The sequence below is a fragment of the Salegentibacter profundi genome, from assembly GCF_054121475.1.
This window is the reverse complement of sequence record NZ_JBSYGG010000003.1, coordinates 130754-151827: the sequence shown is the minus strand read 5'-3', so window position 1 is coordinate 151827 and position 21074 is coordinate 130754. Positions and strand designations below refer to the sequence as shown.

The window sequence follows — 21074 nt, the reverse complement described above, 5'->3', positions numbered from 1 at the left end:
ACCACAGCAGGATCTGCTGCCGGGACCTCCGCCGCACATTGCACGTTTATGGGAGCCGGGTTGCTTGCCGTTGGATCTTCGTTATCTGAAATCGTAACTACCTGAATGTCAGTATCCGTGTTTCCTGCGTCATCTGTGACCGTCCAGGTTACTATGGTTTCTCCCAATGGAAAAGAATCAGGAGCATCGTTAGTTGCACTGTTAGTTGTTCCATCAACCGTTGGAGTTCCAAGATCTAGATTTGATTTTAAGGTGTGGCACTCACCGGGATCATTAACCTCATTAACATCATCAGGGGCAGTTATTGTAGGATTATATAATAAGAACCCTACAAAATAGGTCGATTGCTCCCCTGCATTCAATTTTAAATTTTTGGCAGGAAATTCCGCAGCATGCAGAATACTGCAGCTGAAAAACAAAACTATCAATTTGATTGAAAACAAATTCAACCGGGGAGTAATTTTACCCATAGGCACTCTTTATTAAAAGAAAGAGTAAAATTACATATAAAAAGTTAAGTCATACAAATTTTTACGCTTAAATATCTGATTTAAATCACTAAAAATCAGGTATAAAGCTATTTCAAGCTTTAAAATTGAAATGAATGTAGGAAATAACCTACACATTAAATCAAAATTACTTCATTAAGAATTTGATATTTTTAACTCCTGAAGGAGTAAGTAATTTAACAATATAAACACTGGAACCTATTGGTCTGGTATTTAGAATTATTTCTTTAGACTGAGGTATATCTTCAAAACCCTGTATACGTTTTCCTACTAAATCAAAGATCATAACCTCATTAATTTTAATTAGATCTGGATTCATAATAATTAATTCCCTCCTATCGTGAAGATAACGAACCTGAATATTGGTTAACTCTGCCCCAGGATTTGGTGTCTCTGGAATAATTTGGTCAGGTTCTTTATGGAATATGATCTCAAAACGATCCAGAATCTCTCCTGGTTCTGAAGTTCCGTGATATTCTCCTTTTTGCAAATCGTGAATACTGTCGTTTAGATGATCCTGTAGATAAATCGGTTTCTCACTTGGCCAGTTTTCCAGGGTATCTATTTTAAAAGTGAATTCAGAATCCCCTTTTATTCTTACCCCAAGAGGTAAAACTTGCTCTTTATCGAAATCTGGAACCGCCTGAATTACATATTTATCTTCACCGATCATCCAGAACATATCTTCTGCACTATTATCCCTTAACCGCGCATCATAACCCCAGTCGAAGCCATTGGTTGTAGTAGGAATTGCTGCTGCTAAAATTTGTCTGTGATAGCCTGTCGGAGATCTGAAATTAAGTCTGATTCGAGGGACTTCCTCATCCTGTTGTTTGGTGGATTTTTCCTTTCTTTCGTGACTCAGAAATACAGAGTTACTTCCAGTACCAGTTTCTCTTTCGTACACTCTTTGACCATTTCTGAATTTTACATCTCCACCTAAGGCTCCTGTCGTATTGATCATAAATCCCTGGCTCACTGGAATAAATTGGCCTGGTTTTTTATTGCTAGTTGCATCATTCGCATCGATCCTTTCATCATTGGAAATTGCACTTACCCCGATTGGAGAACTCAAATTCAGATAAGCATAACCTCCGATATAATCTGCAAGAATATGGTCTACTTTAATAAAGTGGTCCCAGAAATAAATAGTACCATCGAAAACACCGTTTTCACTTCCGTTGTCTCTTATAAATTGATGACCATCAATGGCTGAGGGATAGGGGTTACCTATAAGATAATTTTGTCCTGAGGCGATTGTTAGCTCAAAATCGCCATTATGAGGTTTTCCTTTAAAGGTGTAATTCTGCTCATCTCCAATACCTGCCGTACCATCTGGACCTTTCATCGTAAAGCCTTCGCCGGTTTTTAATAAGCCATCTGCCATGACGTGATCCCATTCTGCATAAATATTAGCTGGTGCAGGAGAGAAGCCCCATATCCAGTAAGTACTAATAGTTATAGGATCGGATTTGCCTCCATCAGCTGCCCAGTAAGGAGACTGGAAATTGATTGTTTTAGGGGTGGAGGTTGTAGTTCCATCTCGTAAAATTTCCCTTACCGTGTAATCAGCATTATTTGTATTGCCTTGAGCGCTTACTGGAGAAGTCCAGTAATTATAAACAAAGCTGTTTCTTTTTCCCTGTTGATCGCGTTCCAACCATCCTTTACTGGTGTTTTCCAGTATACTTCCCGAATCCTGGAGTAATTGGGACTCCCCTATAAGATCCATATTTCCGTCAAGTAAAAGGTAGTGAGTCACTCTCATCATTTGACCGCTATTGGTTTCATCCATACTACTTGCAGGATTTGCCATTGTAATTAGTTTCTCTAGGGTTTCCGATTTTAATCCGAGAAGCGTAATGTCCTTGGCATCCGAAGTAATATTGTGGAAAGTCCTAACAATATTCCACTCAATTGGATTCCCGCCTATTCCGGTTGAATTAGGGATATCCCAGACCTGGGGCCTTAACCAAGTATTGATATCGGTCCAAGCACCATCCTGTTTAGAAAGATAAGGCAAAGGTGCAGTGTTTTGCTGATTGGTGGTCATATTATATAACCTGCCAGGAATCTGATTTATTGCTATATCAGGAGTTAAACCGTTTTGTGGCATTAAGGCAGGATCGTAAGTAATCGGCCCGCCGGGTAAAAGTGGATCTGGTTCAGCGGAAATTAACCGGTAGTAACCAGCAAGATCAGCATATGTTAAACCACCTGGAACAGGCATTGGTATTTCTACACCCATATTTGCTGAATTCTGAAGATGTTGGTTCATCATGAACCTGACCTGGTCTTCGGTAAGATCTTTTTTCCAAATCCTAACTTCCTCGATCCAACCGGAAAAATGGTTTTCAGATAGCTTAGTATTAGAGTTCCACCGCGCACCGATTAATGTATTGTTTCCTCCAGTTCCACTTATGTTTGAAGTCGATTGTTTTAGCCCATCCACCCATAATTCCTGGTTATTGGATACCGCTATATGATACCAGCGACCATTTGGGGTAATGCTTCCAGGTAGGTCTTCCATTTTAATTTCAAAACCAGGACCGGAAATTATTGTTCCTGTTGAGGCTTCCGGCCTTATCCATGCTTCTATAAAATAATTCCCGGTATAAGTGGTTCCTAAATCTACATAATCATCTATTCCGTCAAAATCCAATGCGGTACAATCTTCTATTAAAACATCAACATCGGTATAGATAGGAGGACAACTTTCATTTACAAGATCGTCATCGGCATTGCGTTCTAATACCCACCTTAAAGTGAAGGACCCTGATATACCAGGGGAGAAAACCGCATTAGGATCATTTATTGCAGGGGTTGTACTATCTTCATTAGTAAAATGAGTTGTAGAAAAAGAATAATCCGTGGGAGCAGAAAGGATCTCCCAGCTGGCAGTAAAATTGTCTCTGGTCGGGAATTCTGTAACTTCTTCAGAAAGACCGTTGAGTACCTCTCCCTTTAACTGAATATCCTTATTGCCACAACTTCCGGCATTTGCAGTGGCGATAGAGGTATACTGATCAAAAACAAATACGGAGATAGTTGAAAAGTTTTCCGCAACAGGACATTGCTCTCCTGTACTATCAAAGGTTAGTCTAGTTCTTATTTCAAAATCATTCCATCCAATGAGCTTTGGAGTCCATTGTTCAGAGTTATTTGTTCCAATTATCACAGGATTTTCTGGATCGGTATAATCCCTCCAAGTGAGATCTACATTGGTTGGTTCAACAGGAAGACTTATAGCGTCTACAGCCCATACATCCCCTGTTCTTGTTCCTTCATATCTGAACCTTATTCTAAGATTTTGAAGACTTGCATAGGCAGTCAGATCAAGGGTTATTTTATTTTCAGGTCCTGCATCATCATCTCCAAAACTGTCATAGTTTCCACTGGATCCATCTTGAGCATCTGTAGCTGTTAACTGAGATAAAATATTTTCCGGAGAATAAGTTGCTCCTCCATCTGTCGATATTTCTACATAAATAGCTGAGCCAGGAGTAAGGTTGTAGGCCTGGTCAAAAGTCAGTACCGGGTTTTCAACAGCAAAAAGATTGAATATTGAAGTTTCCAAAGTAGAAGGATTTGGTCCGGATACGATAGCAAAACCTTTATTCCCTTCGTTACCTATACTGGAATCCCAATTTTGAGAATAAGTGGTGCCAGGAGAGTTTAGGTTGGCAGTAATAAGAGGCAAGGGGTTCGTTCTAAGCCATATTGCGGCTACTCCATTGTCTGCGCTTGAGTCGAAATTAGATTCATTACCCTCACTGTCTTTAATTCTCCAGCCTTTATTGGTAATACTAGAGAAATCAAATGCTCCTCCTTCTTCAAAACCAGGTCCTCCGCCATAACCCGTACTACCGCTAAGGGTCACCTCTTCTCCAAAGCACACTACACCTGGAGTTACTGTAACTGGGTCAGGAGCAATGTCTGAAGAAACAATACCCAGGGTAGCATTCTGGGAAAAAACACCTGGTGTACAGGCACCGCTCCCTACTTCAACTTCAAAAATAGTAGATTGATTAATACCCAGGCTTCTAATTAATTCGGGACTTAAGGTGGTGCCCGAGAAGATGTTTTCTCCATCCATTATGGTGGACCATTGCGTGTCTGAACCCTCCTTAAATCTCCAGCGAAGTATTTCCCCTGAATGGCCGGATAAATTTAAGGCTATGTTATAGTCAGGTCCTGGATTAGAGCAGATTTCGATTGTTCTACCCAGGCCGTCAAAGGCTAGTTCTCCCCCCACTGGCAGAGGATCGATAGAAACTGACCACTGTTCAGAATAAACCTCCTCACAAACCCCTCTTCCAATTACCGCTCTAAAGTTAGTAGCCTGAGCAATGGTGAAATCATATGATGTTTCCTGATGGGCTGTTTCCATCCACTCTGTTTCACTTTCTGTTTTATATTCCCAACGAATAACATCTCCAGAATGGCCTGATAATTCAAGGGTTCCGGAAGGATTGGAGATACAGACACTTTCTGGCCCCTGAATTAATCCTCCAATAGGACGCTCCTCAACTGAGATAGTGAACTGGGAGGTATTGATACAGCCATTTGCATTGGTTCCGGTAATTGTATAAATGGTCTCTTCGGTAGGTTGTAAACTAACTGTTGTGCCGCTCAAAGGGTCTCCGGGGTTACCTGCCCAATCCCATGTATAGGTGGTGGGAGATAAGGATTCATTACTGTCAGCAGCAGAAACCTCAATAGAATTTCCGGAGCAAATTGTAATATCATCTGGAGGTACAATGGCCGGCAAATCATTGATTGTTACGGTAACAATTTCTCTCTCTCCTTCGCAGCCGGAACTATTGGTTTGACTTACCCAATACTCCAGAATACCTTGCGCTTGGGTTGGAGGAACAGGTGCGGAATCTAAGGGTGTAGACGAGCTGGCACTGTCATACCAGTTAAGAAAAGCACCATCCTCAGCAGAAGCAGTAAGGGCGGAGGCGGTTTCACCCAAACAGTATTCAAGGTTTTTTTCTGTTGCTGTCAGCCCCGGAACAGCAGGCCTTTCATTGACGGTGACTGTAATAGTTGCAAGTTCGCTCTCACAGTAGAGAGGAGTTTGGGAAACGTAAAAAGTAAATTCTCCAGAGGCGGTTGTTGTTGGCACTGGAGCGTTTTCCGAGGGAGTTTCATCATCAGGGCTGTCGTACCATAAAAGATTAGTTCCTGTAGCAGTCAAAGCGGCTGCATCCTGATTAAGGCAATATTCAATATTTTTTACCACCGGAGCATCCGGGAGAGGATTTACTTCCAGTTCAAAAGCATTTGAGGTGGCTGTTGGACAGGTAAAATCATTACCCGCTCCGTCTATTTGTACGGCATAAAGGTTTTCGTCGGCTTCTACAATATTGTGTATAGTTAGTGTTCCAATGTAAACTTCTATTCCTGTGTCTTTATAATTGGCCTGGGTCGTAAGTGAGCTTTCAATTTTGTTGCCATCAATAGGAACGTTAGTTCCATTTCCATAGATCCAGGTGAATTGAAGGGGAGCACCATTGGCATGGGCTACAAACCGGAATTCAACAGTCTTATCTCCTGTCTCACAAACCGATACATTTTCGGCGGGTTCAAGAATAACAATGTCTTCATCCACGTTTAGGGTGACCACATCAGAGTCAACCATCATTTCTTCAGTTGGGGTGCAGGCATTGGTGCCGGAAATTCGAACAAAATATTCTCCCGCGTCCTCTGAAGTGGCCACAGGAAGCTTAAGGATTGGGTTTTCAGCACCAGCAATAGGAGTCCCGTCTTTGAACCATTGAAATTTCAAGTCATCACCAGTAGCTGAAACAGAAAATTCTGCATCCTCGGTGGAACATATCCCAACATTAAATGGTTGAGAAGTGATTTTCACCTCCTCAAAAATTGAAATTGAAAGCGTCAGGGTTTCCTCTGGGCATCCTCCATAGGGAGGAATCGTATAGGTGAGGGTGTAATCTCCGGGATCTTGGCTAGCAGGGACGAAAGCACCTGTATTTTCATCAAGCGTGAGTCCCGGTGCAGAAAATTTGCCTCCGCTATAGGTGCCTGTTCCCTCCAGGATCGGAGTGTAGGTGGCTGAGTCTGCTGTACAAAATTCAGTTTGATTTTCAGCAAAAGTCATGCTTACGTCCGGATCAGGAGCAACGGTCACCGTAGCCGATCCAGAAACAGGAGTATTGCATTCCGGAGTATCGGAGTAGGCTACCGATTGGATGGTATATAGAAAATCCGTATTATTTCCTGAGGTAGCCACCAGGGAACCGGTATTTAAAGTACCTTCTCCGTTTGCATCTAAAACAAAGGTCTGTAAAGCGGAATTGTTGTTATTAATGGTATAGGTTACAATACCGTTGGGTATGCCATTTGAAAAAATGAGGTCTGTACTATTTCCACTACAGATTTCGGCACTACCCGAAATTTCTACAGTAGGAGTTTTTCTTACAGTTAAAGTGGCCGCTTCTGAGATAATCGGACTGCATTGATATTCTGCAGGGCCACTGATTTCTGCATAATATTCACCCGAATCTGCTTCGGAGGTCGTAGTTATTTCCAGGCTTGGTGAGGTGGCTCCCACAATTGGGGTGCCGGATCCAGGACTCCCTTTAAACCACTGGTAGGAATAATCTGAGCTTAATGCTGTTCCTCCTGAAGTAGCTGAAATACTGATACTTGCTGAACTGTTTTCGCATACACTAATAGCTTCTGGTTGATTTTCAATAACAAGGTTTTCATCTACTATAAGTTCTGCCATCAGAGATGTTACAGAAGTACAAGCTGCTGTTCCACTTACAACCACCATATATTCTCCCGCATCTCCTGCAGTAATACTAGTGAGGTTCAAGATATTTGAATTGCTTCCTATTTCATTGCCCACAGCTACGGAATTTTTATACCATTGATATGAAAGCTCATCTCCTGTAGCTGCTACTTCAAATTGAACATCCCCTCCTTCACAGGCTCTTGCCTGAGTAGGTTCAGCAGTAATTGCAATTTCTTCTGAGATATTAACTTCAGTGGAGACAGTGATTTCCTCACATCCTTCTGAAGCCGGAATGGTATACGTGACGGTATAAATTCCTGGAGTACTTAGGGAAGGATTTATTCTTCCTGAACCGGCATCGATACTTAATCCTGAATTTGAGGAAAAAGTACCACCTGAATAATTATTCGTTCCGGTCAGGGAAACGTCCAATAAAGTTTCTGAGCTGCAAGTATTATTATAGGAAATTTCAGCGGTTGGTACTTGTGTTACGGTAAGGGTGGCAGTTCCTGAAATATTTCCTGAACAGGAAGGGGAGTCCGTGTAAACTGCACTTACTAAATCATAAGTAGTATTTTCGGTGAGGATTCCACTATCAAGGCTAACCTCTCCAGAAGAACCAATTGTGACATTTTGATTTGACCCGCCGTTAATGGTGTAAGTAACCAGGGTATTGGGATCCCCGCTAATAGTTAGATTTGAAGCGGTGCCAGCACAAATTGTAGCATCCCCAGTGATGGTAACACTGGGATCATCCCTAAAAGATATTATCATTTCATCCTCGCCTGGGCCGCAGGCTCCTACAGGAGCTTCGGTGGTAATCGTTATAATAACCTGGTCCAGGTTATCTATGTCTGCCTGACTTGGGAGGTAATCAATAGAATAATCACTCACGTTACCGTTAGGAACATTCGTAAAGGTTCCTGTACCATTTGTTGTTGGTGTGATTTTCATTTTACTTCCATTGAAATCCACCAATCCGGAGATGGTAATGGCCTCCGTAGTTCGACAAACAGTCTTATCACTCCCTGCGTCCACTTGTACATAGTCAGATAATACAATATTATCATAGGTTTGGACTGTACTGCTACCACAAATATTTACCGCCTCAACTTGGACACTTTCATTTGAATTATAACTGGCAGCGGCCGTAACTTTTACCGTAATACTGGAAGTGTTAGCTCCTGAGGAAATTTCCCATCCCGTGGGCAGAATCCAGTTGTAGCTATCTGCATCCGTTGCCTCTGAAACTGAAAAAGTAATTCCAGAAGCAGGAGGGCAAATAGGATCATTCGAACTGGTCTGAGAATCCCATAAACTGGAGCTGATTGCTGTAGGCTGAGCAGGTACCTGATCTATGCTTGTTGCTGCTAAACTCACCGGAGCGCTTTGGCCACAGTCATTTTCTGCAATCACTTTTATATCACCGTTATCAGTTCCTGCTGAGACGGTTATAGAATTAGTGCCATTCCCGGAATTAATGACCCAATTTCCAGGCACACTCCAGATATAATTCGAAGCATATTGAACTTCTGGAATTGAATAGACAATTCCTGAATCAGAATGACATACGGTCGTTTCTCCTGAAATGACCTGTGAGGTAATCACTGGGGCCGGATTTTTTACCATTACTTCATAGGTAGCTGTTACACTTCCGCAATCATTACTGGATCCAGTGAAGGTAATTTGGCCATCATCTCCTAATTGTCCGGCGGTTACCGTAATTTCATTGGTGTTATCACCTCCTGTAATGGACCATCCAGAGGGAACCTGCCAGCTGTAGGAGTCTATTTTGGTGTCAGTAGGCACCTGGAACAGTATTCCAGAGGCACCAGGGCAAAAACTTTGCTCTCCATTGCCCTGAGTGATAGAAGTAGCCTCAGGAGTACCATCATCGACGGTAAGGGTTTTGGTGCTGCCGTTAAGGGTTGTGTAATCAGCCGAATTTACGCATTCATTAACAGCGATAACTTTTAGAGTCCTATTCCCGGGTGTAGTGCCGCTATCTAAAGTTACTGAAGTGCCATTTTGCCCGGTAATCTCTGCACCATCCAAAAACCAGATATATTGATCGGCATAGGTTACGGCGCTGATGCTATAGATCATTTCTGAACTTGGACAAACGATATCAGGACCACTTATTTCACCAGGTGTGGCAGGCACAGGTTCATTGATGCTAAAACTTCTGGACCTTGCATCGCTGTCAAGACAGGTATTAGTCGAGAAGACAGATACGCTACCATCTTGGCCATAATTCCCGGCAGTCACATTAATCTGGTTTGTGCCTTGTCCACTGATAATGCTCCAACCGTTAGGCAAACTCCAGGTATAGTCGTTAACGCTATTATCAAGGGGCACTTCTAAAGATATCGTTTGACCGGGACAAATAATTCCAGGATCGGAAATTTCGCCCGGAGTATCAGGTTTTCCTGGGCCTACATTAACGGTCAAAGACGATTCAGCACTTTCACCACATTCATTAATGGCTTTCACTTTGATGATCTGGTTATCAGCAACATTTCCAGAAGTGATGATAATGCTATCATCGGTGCTATTGCCTGTCCAACCTGTTGGAAGGGTCCACTGATAGGAAGTGGCTCTGTCAACAGGAGTTATGCTATAAGTAATTCCGGTGGTATTCGGACAAACTTGAGTTTCTCCTGAAATAGTACCAGGCGCATCGGGTGCGGCAGGTTTTACTGAAATGGTAATGATATTGCTTTCTATCGTATTATTACTGTCACTATCCCCGTCTATAGCACATGGACGGTTTGAAGTGAGTAATAACTGCACCTTATCTCCATCTGAAAACTGATTCCAGGAAAAGGTTGCTGAAGTCTCCTTTTCAATTCCGTTCACCAACCAACTATAGCCCGGACTGGTCCCCTCATTGCTTACATTGGGTGAAAAGGTTACAACCTCGTTGGGGCATACCAGGGTTTTGTCAGAAGATATACTTGCTGTAGCTGTGGTGACGTCTACCACGGTTATTGTTCCTGAAGTATTACTCGTTACAATTTCCTCGTTAGAAGCGCCATCACAAAAAATAAGTTGTAATCTGAACTTTGAATTGTTCTGGGGCGTGTAGTCTAAAAGATCCTTTCCTGTTCCTTCACCAATATCCACCCAGTCACCGGTTCCTATTTTTTCCTGCCACTGATACACGGCACTGGCCGCCCCATCCCATGTAATATCAGATTCGTATGAAATAGTTTCATCAGAACATATGGTAGAGGAACCTTTCAGACTAATACTGACGGAGGTATTGGTGTTTGGTCCATCTGTACATTGCCCGAAACCACTCCATGTATTCAGTAGAAATAATGATATTATAAAAAAAAGAGAATGTAATTTTTTTCCCATAGTTGTAATGCATTAGGTTGGATCAATAAATTACGTAGGGATAATTTTATGCTAACTGAGGTCTGGCTGAGTAAACCATTGGGGCGAAGACAATTAACAATTAAAAATAGGGAATCTTTAAGTGGGAAATTGTTTTTTTCGTTGAACGGGATGATTATTCGTTTAAAGTGCACAATTTCTTACTTTTTCTTACTTCACAAAAGATATATTAAGTTGAATTATAGTGCTTTAAGCCGGTGATAGGCCGATTTTTGGTATTGAACTACTACTGCTTAATACCCTAAAAACAAAAAAAGCCACAGCTTTTTCAGGCTGTGGCTTTTTGTAAGAAAAACTCTTACAAGTATTATTCCCCTAGGAAGGGATATCTATAATCTGTAGGAGTTACAAAGGTTTCTTTTATTAATCTTGGGGAAACCCAACGTAATAGGTTTTGCTTTGATCCAGCTTTATCATTGGTTCCGCTTGCTCGGGCTCCACCAAAGGGTTGTTGGCCAACCACTGCACCTGTCGGTTTATCATTGATATAGAAATTCCCGGCAGCATTTTGCAACATTTTTGTAGCTTTTGCGGCTGCATATCGATCTCCAGACAAAATAGCACCAGTCAGTCCATAAATGCTTGTGTTGTCTACAAGTTCTAAAAGATCTTCCCATTTTTTCTCAGAGAAGTTATTGTCGTCATAAACATATACAGTGACTACAGGACCGAAGAGTTCGGTTTCCATAGTAACATATTTTGGATCGGTTGTTAGGATGACCGTTGGTTCAATAAAATAACCTTTTGATTTATCATAATTACCTCCAATGACTACTTCGGCATCCTTATCCTTTTTAGCCTGGTCTATATATCCGGATAGTTTATCAAAAGCACCCTCATGAATGACAGCATTAATGAAGTTGCTCATATCTTCGGGGGATCCCATTTTAAAAGAGCTCAAATCTTCAGCTACGAACTCTTTAACTTCGCCCCAAAGACTTTTAGGAATATATACCCGGGAAGCAGCACTACATTTCTGGCCCTGATATTCAAAAGCTCCTCTTGAAATTGCAGTTGCAACCTGTTTTGAATTAGCTGTCGGATGTGCCACTATAAAGTCTTTACCACCTGTTTCCCCGACAATTCTAGGGTAGGTTTTATATTTCTGAATTCTATTTCCGATCTTACCCCATATATCTTTAAAAACCGTGGTACTACCTGTAAAATGAATTCCTGAAAAATCAGGACTATCCAGTATGATATCGGTAATCATAGCGGGATCTCCCATTACCATATTGATTACTCCATCGGGCACTCCGGCTTCCTTAAAGACCTCCATAATGATCTGTGCTGAGTATACCTGGCTATCGCTAGGTTTCCAAACGGCTACATTCCCCATTAAAGCAGCACTTGAAGGGAGATTTCCTGAAATGGCTGTAAAGTTAAATGGAGTAATAGCGTAAACAAATCCTTCCAAAGGACGATATTCTACTCTATTCCATGAGCCTTCTGAAGATTCGGGTTGCTCGTCGTAGATCTGAGCCATATATTCTACGTTGAACCTTAAAAAGTCGCACAACTCACACGCTGAATCTATCTCAGCCTGATAGATATTTTTTGATTGCCCAATCATGGTGGCAGCATTAATTCTTGCACGATACGGTCCAGCAATTAAATCAGCGGCTTTTAGAAAAACGGCAGCCCGTTGTTCCCATTCCAAATTAGCCCAGGCTTCACGAGCTTCCAAAGCAGAGTCTATAGCCTGTTGAACATGTTTTTTATCGGCTTTATGATAGATCCCAAGTTCGTGCTTATGATCGTGAGGTGGATGCATCGTAGCGGTATCTCCTGTCTTAATTTGTTTGTCACCAATATATAATGGAACCTCCATTTTTGTATTAAACAAATCTTTGTAAGTAAGTAAAACTTCTTCTCTTTCCGGAGACCCCGGCTCGTACGTTTTTACAGGCTCATTAACAGCCACAGGAACGTGAAAAAATCCTTTTCCCATAATAATATATTTAAGTTTTTTTGATTATTAATTCTTGCTGTTAAAGGTAAAAAATTTAAGCGATTTTAGGCAATAAGGACATCGACTTCACGAAAGCTTAACTATTTTAGTATTTTGAGGTTATTTTTTAAGAAAAGTCTATGTGTACTATCAGTCTGGTTCCTTTAAATACTCAACAGAAAAGTTTTGTTTTAACCTCTAACAGGGATGAGGTTATAATTAGAAAAACGCTTCCTCCTGAAATAGTGAAATTTAAAGATTCTAAGCTCATTATGCCTGAGGATAAAAAGGCCGGTGGAACCTGGATTGGTGGCAGTACACAGAAAAGAGTTGCTTGTCTTATGAACGGGGAATTTAAACCACATCAAAGAAATGAGCCATATCGTTTGAGCCGGGGTATTATAGTAAAAGATATCCTTGCCGCCGAAGATGGAATTTCCGCTGTAGAAAATTATGACTTTTACGGGGTAGAGGCTTTTACCCTCATCATAGCTGATTGGGAAAAGGAGCTGGTTTTCTTTGAACTTGTTTGGGACGAGAAAATAAAGCATTTAAGGGAACTGGAAATCCAGCCGCATATCTGGTCCTCTTCTCCTTTATATTCAAAAGAGGTAAAAGCCAAAAGAGCGGAGTGGTTCGCCAAAATAATGGGCAGGCTAAGCCCGGAAAATATTCTGGATTTTCACCACAATGCGGGGGAGGGGGATAAGGAACAGGACCTGGTGATGGACCGCGGTTTTTTAAAGACTCAGAGTATCTCCCAGATTATTGTCAAGCCCTGCAAGTTAAACTTTTGGTATAGAGATCTGGAAACTAAAAAAATAACCGAGAAAAAAATGGAATTCTAATTTAAAGCAAAAGGCACGCTTAACTTAAATGAAGGTATTTGTACATTAAATTTTCTGGTTGTGGTGAAATTCACCATTTTATAATAGCCACTCATTGCTCCAAATGGAGAGGTTAAAAGACAACCGCTACTGTAGGAGTGTGATTCTCCTGGCTTTATCACTGGTTTTTTACCGATTACTCCGTCTCCCTTTACGATTTCGGTGTTATTTAAGGCATCTTTTATCTTCCAGTATCGGGAGGTCAATTGAACGGAATCGTTACTTTGATTTTCAATGGTGATCCGATAGGCAAAGGCAAATAATTTCCTGTAGCTTCTGAAAACAGAACCCTCAAAACTGGTCTCAACCGAGATCTTAATACCTCTTGTAACTTGTTGGATCATATTGAATTATAACTTAATATAGCGCGAAAGATGCTATTATTGAAACAATTCCTGCGATAATTGCTAAGGTAAAAAATATAATATTTAGCAACATAAACTTTACAATGGTTTTAACACGATTTTGTCCGTAAAATTTTCTCATTGCTTTATATAAGTAAAAAATGAAAATCAAGGTTGCTACGGTTATACCTAAGTCCGTGGTAAGAATGTAATCCAATAGAAGTGCCAGGCCAAAGAGGATAAAAAATGTGGTTTGAACGTGGAAGGTAAAAATTAAATGTTCCATATAATTAAAGGATCCGCGCAGATAGAGCAACCAGATAAAAAATGCAAAAACCGGAAGATAGAAAAAGATGATAAAGGGCAGTTTATTGATAAAATAATTGAGAAATAACTGAGGGTTACTCTTTAGTATATTCCAGTCTGTGGCCTTTTTGTAAAGCCAGTGGTTATAATTGGAATGAGGATGTCTTAGGCTATCCAGAGCTTGCTGACCTGAAAGGATTTGAGTTTGCTTATAAAATTTTGAATAGATATTGAATTTTTTGCTACTGGCATTTAGAAATGTTAAACTGTCCAGGCCAATTGAGTCAAGGTAAACTTCCTGATAAGTTGCCCTTTCTTTGGCTTGTTGAGTTCTAATAAGTGAATCCAGTTTAATCGCTCCACCTCCTATTTCCGGATTTGATATGTCAAGGGAATCAGTAGCTCTGTTTACAGTTTCAATCCCTTCAGAATCAAGGTTTGTCGTAATGGGTTGTAACTCGAAACTATTTACAAAACCCCAGATTATGAAGAAAATAATGGAAGCGCTGAGGTAGAACCTAAAAGGATTAGCGTAGCGCATACGTTTGCCTAATATATAATCCTTCGAAATCTTACCAGGGTTGAACAGTAATGATCTCATGGTGCGTCGAAATCGGGAATCGTACGCGAGGATGCCAGCAAAGAATTCATTAAAGAAATCATCAAAAGCAAGTTTTTTTGTGCTGTTTAACTGGCCACAGGAAGGGCAGTATTTATCGCTTTTGTCAAGTGGATGGTCGCAATTAAGGCAATGCTCTCCACGATACTTTAAAAGACTTCTTTCTTTTTCCATGTATGTTGTAATGGTTGAGGGGGGTTAGTTGGTGATATTGGTTGAATTGGCACGACCTACCCCAATGAGCCTGTCATATCTGGCTCCAGGACTACGGTAATAAATTAACACCTGGTATTCATTTTCGGTCTGGTAAAAGTTACCGCTGAAAAAGCCTTCGTCAATACTGCCATCTGGTCTTTTTAAAACATATTTGTAATTATAAAAACCTTGTTTAAACAGTCTGGCACCCTGGTAAACATCCGTTTCCTCACCCAAACTTAATTTTGTGGTTTGATCGGTTTTGAAATTATTGAAATTTCCATAGATGTGAATTTCTCCACCTTCAAGTAAGCTATAATTTTCAAACCTGAAATGCACCCAGGAATATTCAGCTTCTGTTTCAGGTTCCCGAGCCTGCAGGCTTCGGACTACAAAACCACCGTTTATATCAGGTTGGTAGGTGTAAGGTTGGTTAGCCCTGGCTCTGTCTGGGAATAAATGGTGGTGGTAAAGCTCATTTAATTCGATAAAATTGATGTCAACCGTACTTGCCCGAAGATCTTTGTTGTCAAACTGGAGGTATTCATTCCCCCCAAAGAATGCGGTTTCTTGGTCGTATCGGTAAATTAATTCATTGCCAATATTATACTGAGGGGCGATGTTTTTAATGGCGGTCCTCAAATTTTGATTCTGAAGAATAAGGACATTGACGGTTTCATTTGGATTCTTAAGAATCAGGTCGGATGATTCTACCGAAAAATTCACCACTTGTTTTTCAGAAATAACACTTAGATCACGCGAACGTCTTAAATTTACCGATACCGTTGCTAGAGGCTCATAAACCATAAATTTTCGGGAAAATACGAGCTCTTTTTCCGCGTTGAAGATCTTCAGCATATAATTTCCGGATACTTTCAGGCCCCGGGTCGTAGAATTTGGTATTTCCAGCTGGTAATGGGAATAGCCTTGTAGGGTATTATAGGAGTTTTTGTAATCGAGAATTCTCACGTCGTCAAAACCAACCATATACTCGGATTTTGAGAGTTGCGTTGGGCTCCAGTCGTAATTGTAATGCTCGATCGTATAGTAATAATCGGCTTCATCGCCTATGATGTCATCGAATTGTAATCTGAGTTTCTCCCCAATTTTTACTATAGGACTCCCATTTTGGCGGGAACTCCCATTAAACTCAATGGTGTAGATATAATTTGGCGGAGCAGTTTCCTTTTGACCTTGTGCCTGTAGGCTAAAAAAAGAAAAAAGAACGGAAATTATGACGAGGATCATTTTCATTGTAAGGAATTATATTCAAAGATAATTACAATTCTCATACCGAACTTTTTAACATTTCAATTTAACAGATTCGGAGTCTGAAAATTCTTGTTTTTATTGGGATTTGTGGGTTTAAAATTCCTAAATTTGCCTGACTTTAAAAAAAAATTTTTAACATACACTCCATCCTATGTCAAAAGACATTCGAATTAAAAGAGGTTTATCTCTACGATTAGAAGGGGAGGCGGAAAAGGAGCTGGTACAAGCTCCGAGGTCAAAGACCTATGCCATTAAACCGCCAGATTTTCATACTGTAGTACCCAAAATGGTTGTTAAGGAAGGTGCGAAACTGCTAGCCGGTGACGAACTTTTCTATTCAAAATACACCGATGAGGTGCGTTTTACCAGTCCCGTTAGTGGAACGCTTAAGGAGATTAAGCGAGGTGATAAACGCCGCATTATGGAAGTAATTATAGAAGCAGATTCCGAAGATGCTTATAAGGAATTTGGGAAAATGGACGCTGCTTCAGCTGATGCTGAAGCCGTAAAGGCCCGAATCCTTGAGAGTGGCTGCGGTGCTTTTATCAATCAAAGGCCATACGATATTATAGCCGACCCCAAAGATAGCCCAAAAGCTATTTTCATTTCAGCAGTTAGTACGGCTCCATTAGCTCCGGATTGGGGCTTCATCTTAAAGGATAAACAAGCGGAATTCCAGGAAGGAATTAACGCGCTCCAAAAATTAACTTCCGGAAAAGTTCACCTTTCTATGGACGATTCCTCGGCAGCTTCTTTGAAAGGGATAAAGGGCGTCGAACTTCACAGTGTTAGTGGACCACATCCGGCGGGCAATGTTGGAGTGCAAATCCATAAGATTGATCCGGTGAACCAGGGGGAAAGAGTTTGGACCCTGAACCCTGAGGACGTTGCTATTATAGGTAAATTGTTCTTAACTGGACGTTTTGAGGCCGATCGCACCATTGCAGTAACCGGTAGTGAAGCAAAAGATCGCAAATACTATAGTGCAAAAATTGGTGCGAATGTTTCCGATTTTATCGGAGAGGTTAACGATGATATCCGAGTAATCTCAGGAAATGTTTTAACGGGAACCAAAATCTCTAATAATCAGTACATAGGTTTCCTGGATAACGAATTAACGCTTATTCCAGAAGGAAATCAATACAGAGCATTTGGTTGGTTGCCTTTTACCTATAATAATATACACTCAAATTCCAGAACTTCACTTTCCTGGTTGTTTCCTAAGCGTAAATTCAAGCCCACCACCAATCTCAACGGAGAGGAACGTGCTTTGGTTGTTACTGGTGAAATGGAGGAGGTATTACCAATGGATATTTTTCCAATGCAGCTTATTAAGGCATGTATGGCCGGAGATATTGAGAAAATGGAGAACCTTGGGATTTACGAAGTGGCTCCAGAAGATTTCGCTTTGGTAGAATATGTAAACACCTCGAAAATTGATATTCAGGAGGTCATTCGTTTAGGGCTTGATTTAATGATTACTGAAGTAGGTTAAAAAGCAGGACAATTATGGAATGGATTAGACAAAGATTAGATAAGATAAGAGAGCCATTTGGCAAGGGTAAGAAATATGAAAAATTCGCACCCGCGGTAAATGCAATAGATACTTTCCTTTTTACGCCGAATCATACCACCCAGAAGGGAGCTCATATTAGGGATGCGGTTGATTTAAAAAGGGTAATGATTACAGTAGTAATCGCTTTAATACCAGCACTTCTTTTTGGTATGTGGAATGCTGGTTACCAGTATTACAGCCAATTAGGGGAAGCTTTTACTTTTTGGGATGCACTGGGACATGGTGCCCTGAAAATTGTTCCAATGATCGTGGTTTCCTATGCCGTAGGACTCGGAATTGAATTTGCATTTGCTATTTTCAGAGGGCATGAAGTTAACGAGGGTTACCTGGTGACAGGTTTGCTTATTCCGATGATTATGCCCATTGACCTTCCACTTTGGATGTTGGCTCTATCAGTTGTATTTGCAGTATTGATTGGGAAAGAAGCTTTTGGAGGTACAGGGATGAATATCCTGAACCCTGCCTTAACGGCAAGAGCCTTTGCTTTCTTTGCTTATCCTACGTATATGTCAGGGAACAAGGTTTGGGTTAGTGAGGCAAGTAATGTAGAGGCCGTTTCAGGAGAAACAATTCTTGGTTCTCTTGCAGCTGGAGATAATGTATCATACAGTATGTGGGATATGTTCTATGGGGTTATACCGGGGTCGGTTGCGGAAACATCTACCTTGTTTGTCCTTGCAGGTGCCCTTCTTTTAATTTTGACTAAGGTTGGAAACTGGAGAATTATCTTAAGTGGATTTATTGGAGCTGCAGTAATGGCTTTAATTTTTAATGCCCTTCCCTCTCTTGGAGTGGCAGGAAATGAGTTGACAAACTTCTATTGGGTGAATCACCTTTTAATTGGAGGATTGGCCTTTGGAATCGTATTTATGGCAACTGATCCGGTTTCTGCTGCACAAACTTTGAAGGGGATGTGGATCTATGGGTTCCTAATAGGTTTCTTCTCGATAATGATAAGGGTATTTAACCCGGCATATCCAGAAGGGGTAATGCTGGCCATTCTGTTGATGAATGTGTTTGCACCAACGATAGATCACTATGTAATTCAGGCTAACATTAAACGCAGACGAAAACGAATTAAAACTGCCACCGGGCAGGTTAAAACAGCAGTTTAGTTATGGAAGAGAAATCAGTAAATAAAACGAACAGTAACGGCTATACTTTTATGTTCGCTATTATTATGGTAGTAGTAGTAGCAAGCGTTTTAGCCTTTACAGCAACTTCCCTGCAGCCTACGCAAAGAGAAAACGTAAGACAGGAAAAGATGCAAAGTATTCTGGCTACTATCGGTGTTGAAACCGATAGGGCTGGAGCTGAAGAACTATACAACCAGTACATCACCGAGGAGATTAGTCTTCGCGAGGATGGATCTGTTGATCAGGAGGTGAACGCCTTTCAGGTAGATCTGGCTAAGGAGTTGAAAAAGCCCGTATCGGAACAGGTTTTTCCTTTATATATTGCCGATGTAGAGGGTGAGCAATTTTATATTGTACCCCTGAGAGGAAACGGGTTATGGAATGCGATCTTTGGATACATAGCGCTAAGGGATGATATAAATACCATTGCTGGTGCCACTTTTGACCACCTGGGAGAAACACCAGGACTTGGTGCTGAGATTACAAAGGAATTTTTCAGGGAAAGTTTTACCGATGAAAAGATTTTTGATGAAAGCGGAAATCTCGTAGGAGTATCTGTTGTAAAGGGCGATATAGATCCTTCAGATAAAGATGATAATAAGGTGGATGCCATATCAGGAGCCACAATTACAGGAGATGGGGTTTCCGATATGATTTCTGAAAGACTTAAGCGTTACCTGCCTTATTTTGAAAAGGAAAAGGAAATTAAAGTAGCAATTCAATAATTATGGCTAACGAGAAAAAATATACTTCCCAGGAAAAGGAAGCGAAGAAGAAAGAAATGATTCTCTTTTTGTCTAATTCAGAAGAGAAAGAACATTTCCTATCTAAAGCGAACAGAAAATTATTGTCTGATCCTTTAGATGATAACAACCCTATTACCGTACAGGTACTGGGTATTTGTTCTGCACTTGCCATCACCGTACAGTTGGAACCAGCTGTGGTTATGGCTATTGCGGTAGTGGCTGTAATGGCCTTTAGTAACATGATTATTTCCATGTTGCGTAATATGATCCCAAGCCGAATAAGGATTATTGTACAGCTTGTTGTTGTAGCTTCCCTTGTTGTTTTGGTAGACCAGATTCTCAAGGCTTATGCTTATGATGTAAGTAAACAGCTTTCGGTATTTATCGGTCTTATTATTACCAACTGTATTGTAATGGGACGGCTAGAGGCTTTTGCCCTTGGAAACGGTGTTTACAAATCTTTCCTGGATGGGGTCGGAAATGCAGCGGGTTATGGGTTAATCCTTATCATCGTGGCATTTTTCCGTGAACTTTTAGGTTCAGGTAAATTATTTGGATTTGAGGTTTTGGGTCATAAAGGCGCCACCCTGGCGGAATCTACTGGCCTGTATGCTTTCGGATACGAAAACAACGGATTGATGCTCCTTTCTCCAATGGCTCTAATTGTTGTAGGGCTTATCATTTGGGTCCAGAGAGCGCGTAATCGCAAACTGATTGAAGAAACCAACTAACAGCTAAAAAAGAATAATAATGGAATATGTAAACTTATTTGTAAGAAGTATTTTCATAGAAAATATGGTTTTTGCTTACTTCCTGGGGATGTGTTCATACCTGGCGGTATCCAAAACCGTTAAAACAGCTGTTGGTTTAGGTGCCGCTGTAATCTTTGTACTTACCATTACCGTACCTATTAACTTCCTGCTGGATAATTACCTGTTAAGGCCCGGAGCCCTGCAATGGCTAGGCGCTGAGTATGCTAATGTAGACCTTAGCTTCCTGAGCTTCATTATGTTTATTGCGGTAATTGCCTCTATGGTACAACTGGTAGAAATGATCGTTGAGAAATTTGCTCCGGCTCTGTATGGCGCTTTGGGTATTTTTCTTCCACTTATTGCGGTAAACTGTGCCATTCTCGGTGGCTCTTTATTTATGCAGCAAAAGGATTTTGGGGCCATTACAGAGGCCGTTACGTATGGTTTTGGAAGCGGCGTTGGTTGGTTCCTTGCTATTCTGGGAATTGCAGCCATTCGTGAGAAAATTGCGTACTCAAATATACCGGCTCCATTGAAAGGCCTGGGAATAACTTTTATTATTACCGGTTTAATGGCTCTTGGCTTTATGAGTTTTATGGGAATTAAAATATAA

The 21074-nt window shown here is 40.9% G+C and carries 12 protein-coding genes; 6 read left to right on the top strand and 6 right to left on the bottom strand.

Annotated elements, in window-relative coordinates:
* From ACW6NC_RS05710 to pruA, 3 genes are all read right to left on the bottom strand, one after another.
* The coding region (locus ACW6NC_RS05710) for a hypothetical protein (RefSeq protein ID WP_457864280.1) at window positions 1-449 on the bottom strand (449 nt) is incomplete at its 3' end.
* Between the two features lie 187 nt (window positions 450-636).
* Entirely contained in the window at window positions 637-10638 is a 10002-nt protein-coding gene (locus ACW6NC_RS05705) for an Ig-like domain-containing protein (protein ID WP_457864279.1), read from the bottom strand.
* Window positions 10639-10984: 346 nt separating this feature from the next.
* Complete coding sequence (gene pruA / locus ACW6NC_RS05700; RefSeq protein WP_457864277.1) at window positions 10985-12628, bottom strand: L-glutamate gamma-semialdehyde dehydrogenase; 1644 nt, start codon at window positions 12626-12628, stop codon at window positions 10985-10987.
* A 140-nt stretch (window positions 12629-12768) separates the two neighbouring features.
* Between pruA and ACW6NC_RS05695 the strand changes: the two genes are divergently transcribed.
* Window positions 12769-13476 (top strand): NRDE family protein, encoded by a 708-nt coding sequence (locus ACW6NC_RS05695; protein ID WP_457864276.1) that lies wholly within the window; start codon window positions 12769-12771, stop codon window positions 13474-13476.
* Here ACW6NC_RS05695 and apaG read toward each other — a convergent pair.
* From apaG to ACW6NC_RS05680, 3 genes are read right to left on the bottom strand one after another with little or no spacing between them, the layout of a single operon-like run.
* Window positions 13473-13859 carry a Co2+/Mg2+ efflux protein ApaG gene (gene apaG, locus ACW6NC_RS05690; protein WP_457864274.1) on the bottom strand — a complete coding sequence of 129 codons (387 nt, stop codon included), beginning with the start codon at window positions 13857-13859 and terminating at the stop codon, window positions 13473-13475. The two genes, ACW6NC_RS05695 and apaG, sit on opposite strands and share 4 nt — an antisense overlap.
* 13 nt (window positions 13860-13872) lie before the next feature.
* On the bottom strand, window positions 13873-14958 hold the full coding sequence (locus ACW6NC_RS05685; protein WP_457864273.1) for a DUF3667 domain-containing protein: 1086 nt from the start codon (window positions 14956-14958) through the stop codon (window positions 13873-13875).
* Between the two features lie 24 nt (window positions 14959-14982).
* Window positions 14983-16233: a type IX secretion system plug protein gene (locus ACW6NC_RS05680; protein WP_457864271.1), complete on the bottom strand. Its 1251-nt coding sequence runs from the start codon at window positions 16231-16233 to the stop codon at window positions 14983-14985.
* Window positions 16234-16402: 169 nt separating this feature from the next.
* On the opposite strand from ACW6NC_RS05680, the gene ACW6NC_RS05675 reads away from it, so the two are divergent.
* Genes ACW6NC_RS05675 through nqrE form a run of 5 tightly spaced genes read left to right on the top strand, consistent with a single transcriptional unit; the run spans window position 16403 to window position 21074 of the window.
* A complete protein-coding gene (locus ACW6NC_RS05675) occupies window positions 16403-17746 on the top strand; it encodes a Na(+)-translocating NADH-quinone reductase subunit A (protein WP_457864269.1) in 1344 nt (447 codons plus the stop codon).
* Window positions 17747-17760: 14 nt separating this feature from the next.
* Window positions 17761-18942 (top strand): NADH:ubiquinone reductase (Na(+)-transporting) subunit B, encoded by a 1182-nt coding sequence (locus tag ACW6NC_RS05670; RefSeq protein ID WP_457864268.1) that lies wholly within the window; start codon window positions 17761-17763, stop codon window positions 18940-18942.
* A gap of 2 nt (window positions 18943-18944) precedes the next feature.
* Window positions 18945-19688, top strand: a complete 744-nt coding sequence (locus ACW6NC_RS05665) for a Na(+)-translocating NADH-quinone reductase subunit C (protein ID WP_457864266.1) — start codon at window positions 18945-18947, stop codon at window positions 19686-19688.
* Window positions 19689-19690: 2 nt separating this feature from the next.
* Complete coding sequence (locus ACW6NC_RS05660) at window positions 19691-20440, top strand: NADH:ubiquinone reductase (Na(+)-transporting) subunit D (protein WP_457864264.1); 750 nt, start codon at window positions 19691-19693, stop codon at window positions 20438-20440.
* A 19-nt stretch (window positions 20441-20459) separates the two neighbouring features.
* Complete coding sequence (gene nqrE, locus ACW6NC_RS05655; protein WP_457864263.1) at window positions 20460-21074, top strand: NADH:ubiquinone reductase (Na(+)-transporting) subunit E; 615 nt, start codon at window positions 20460-20462, stop codon at window positions 21072-21074.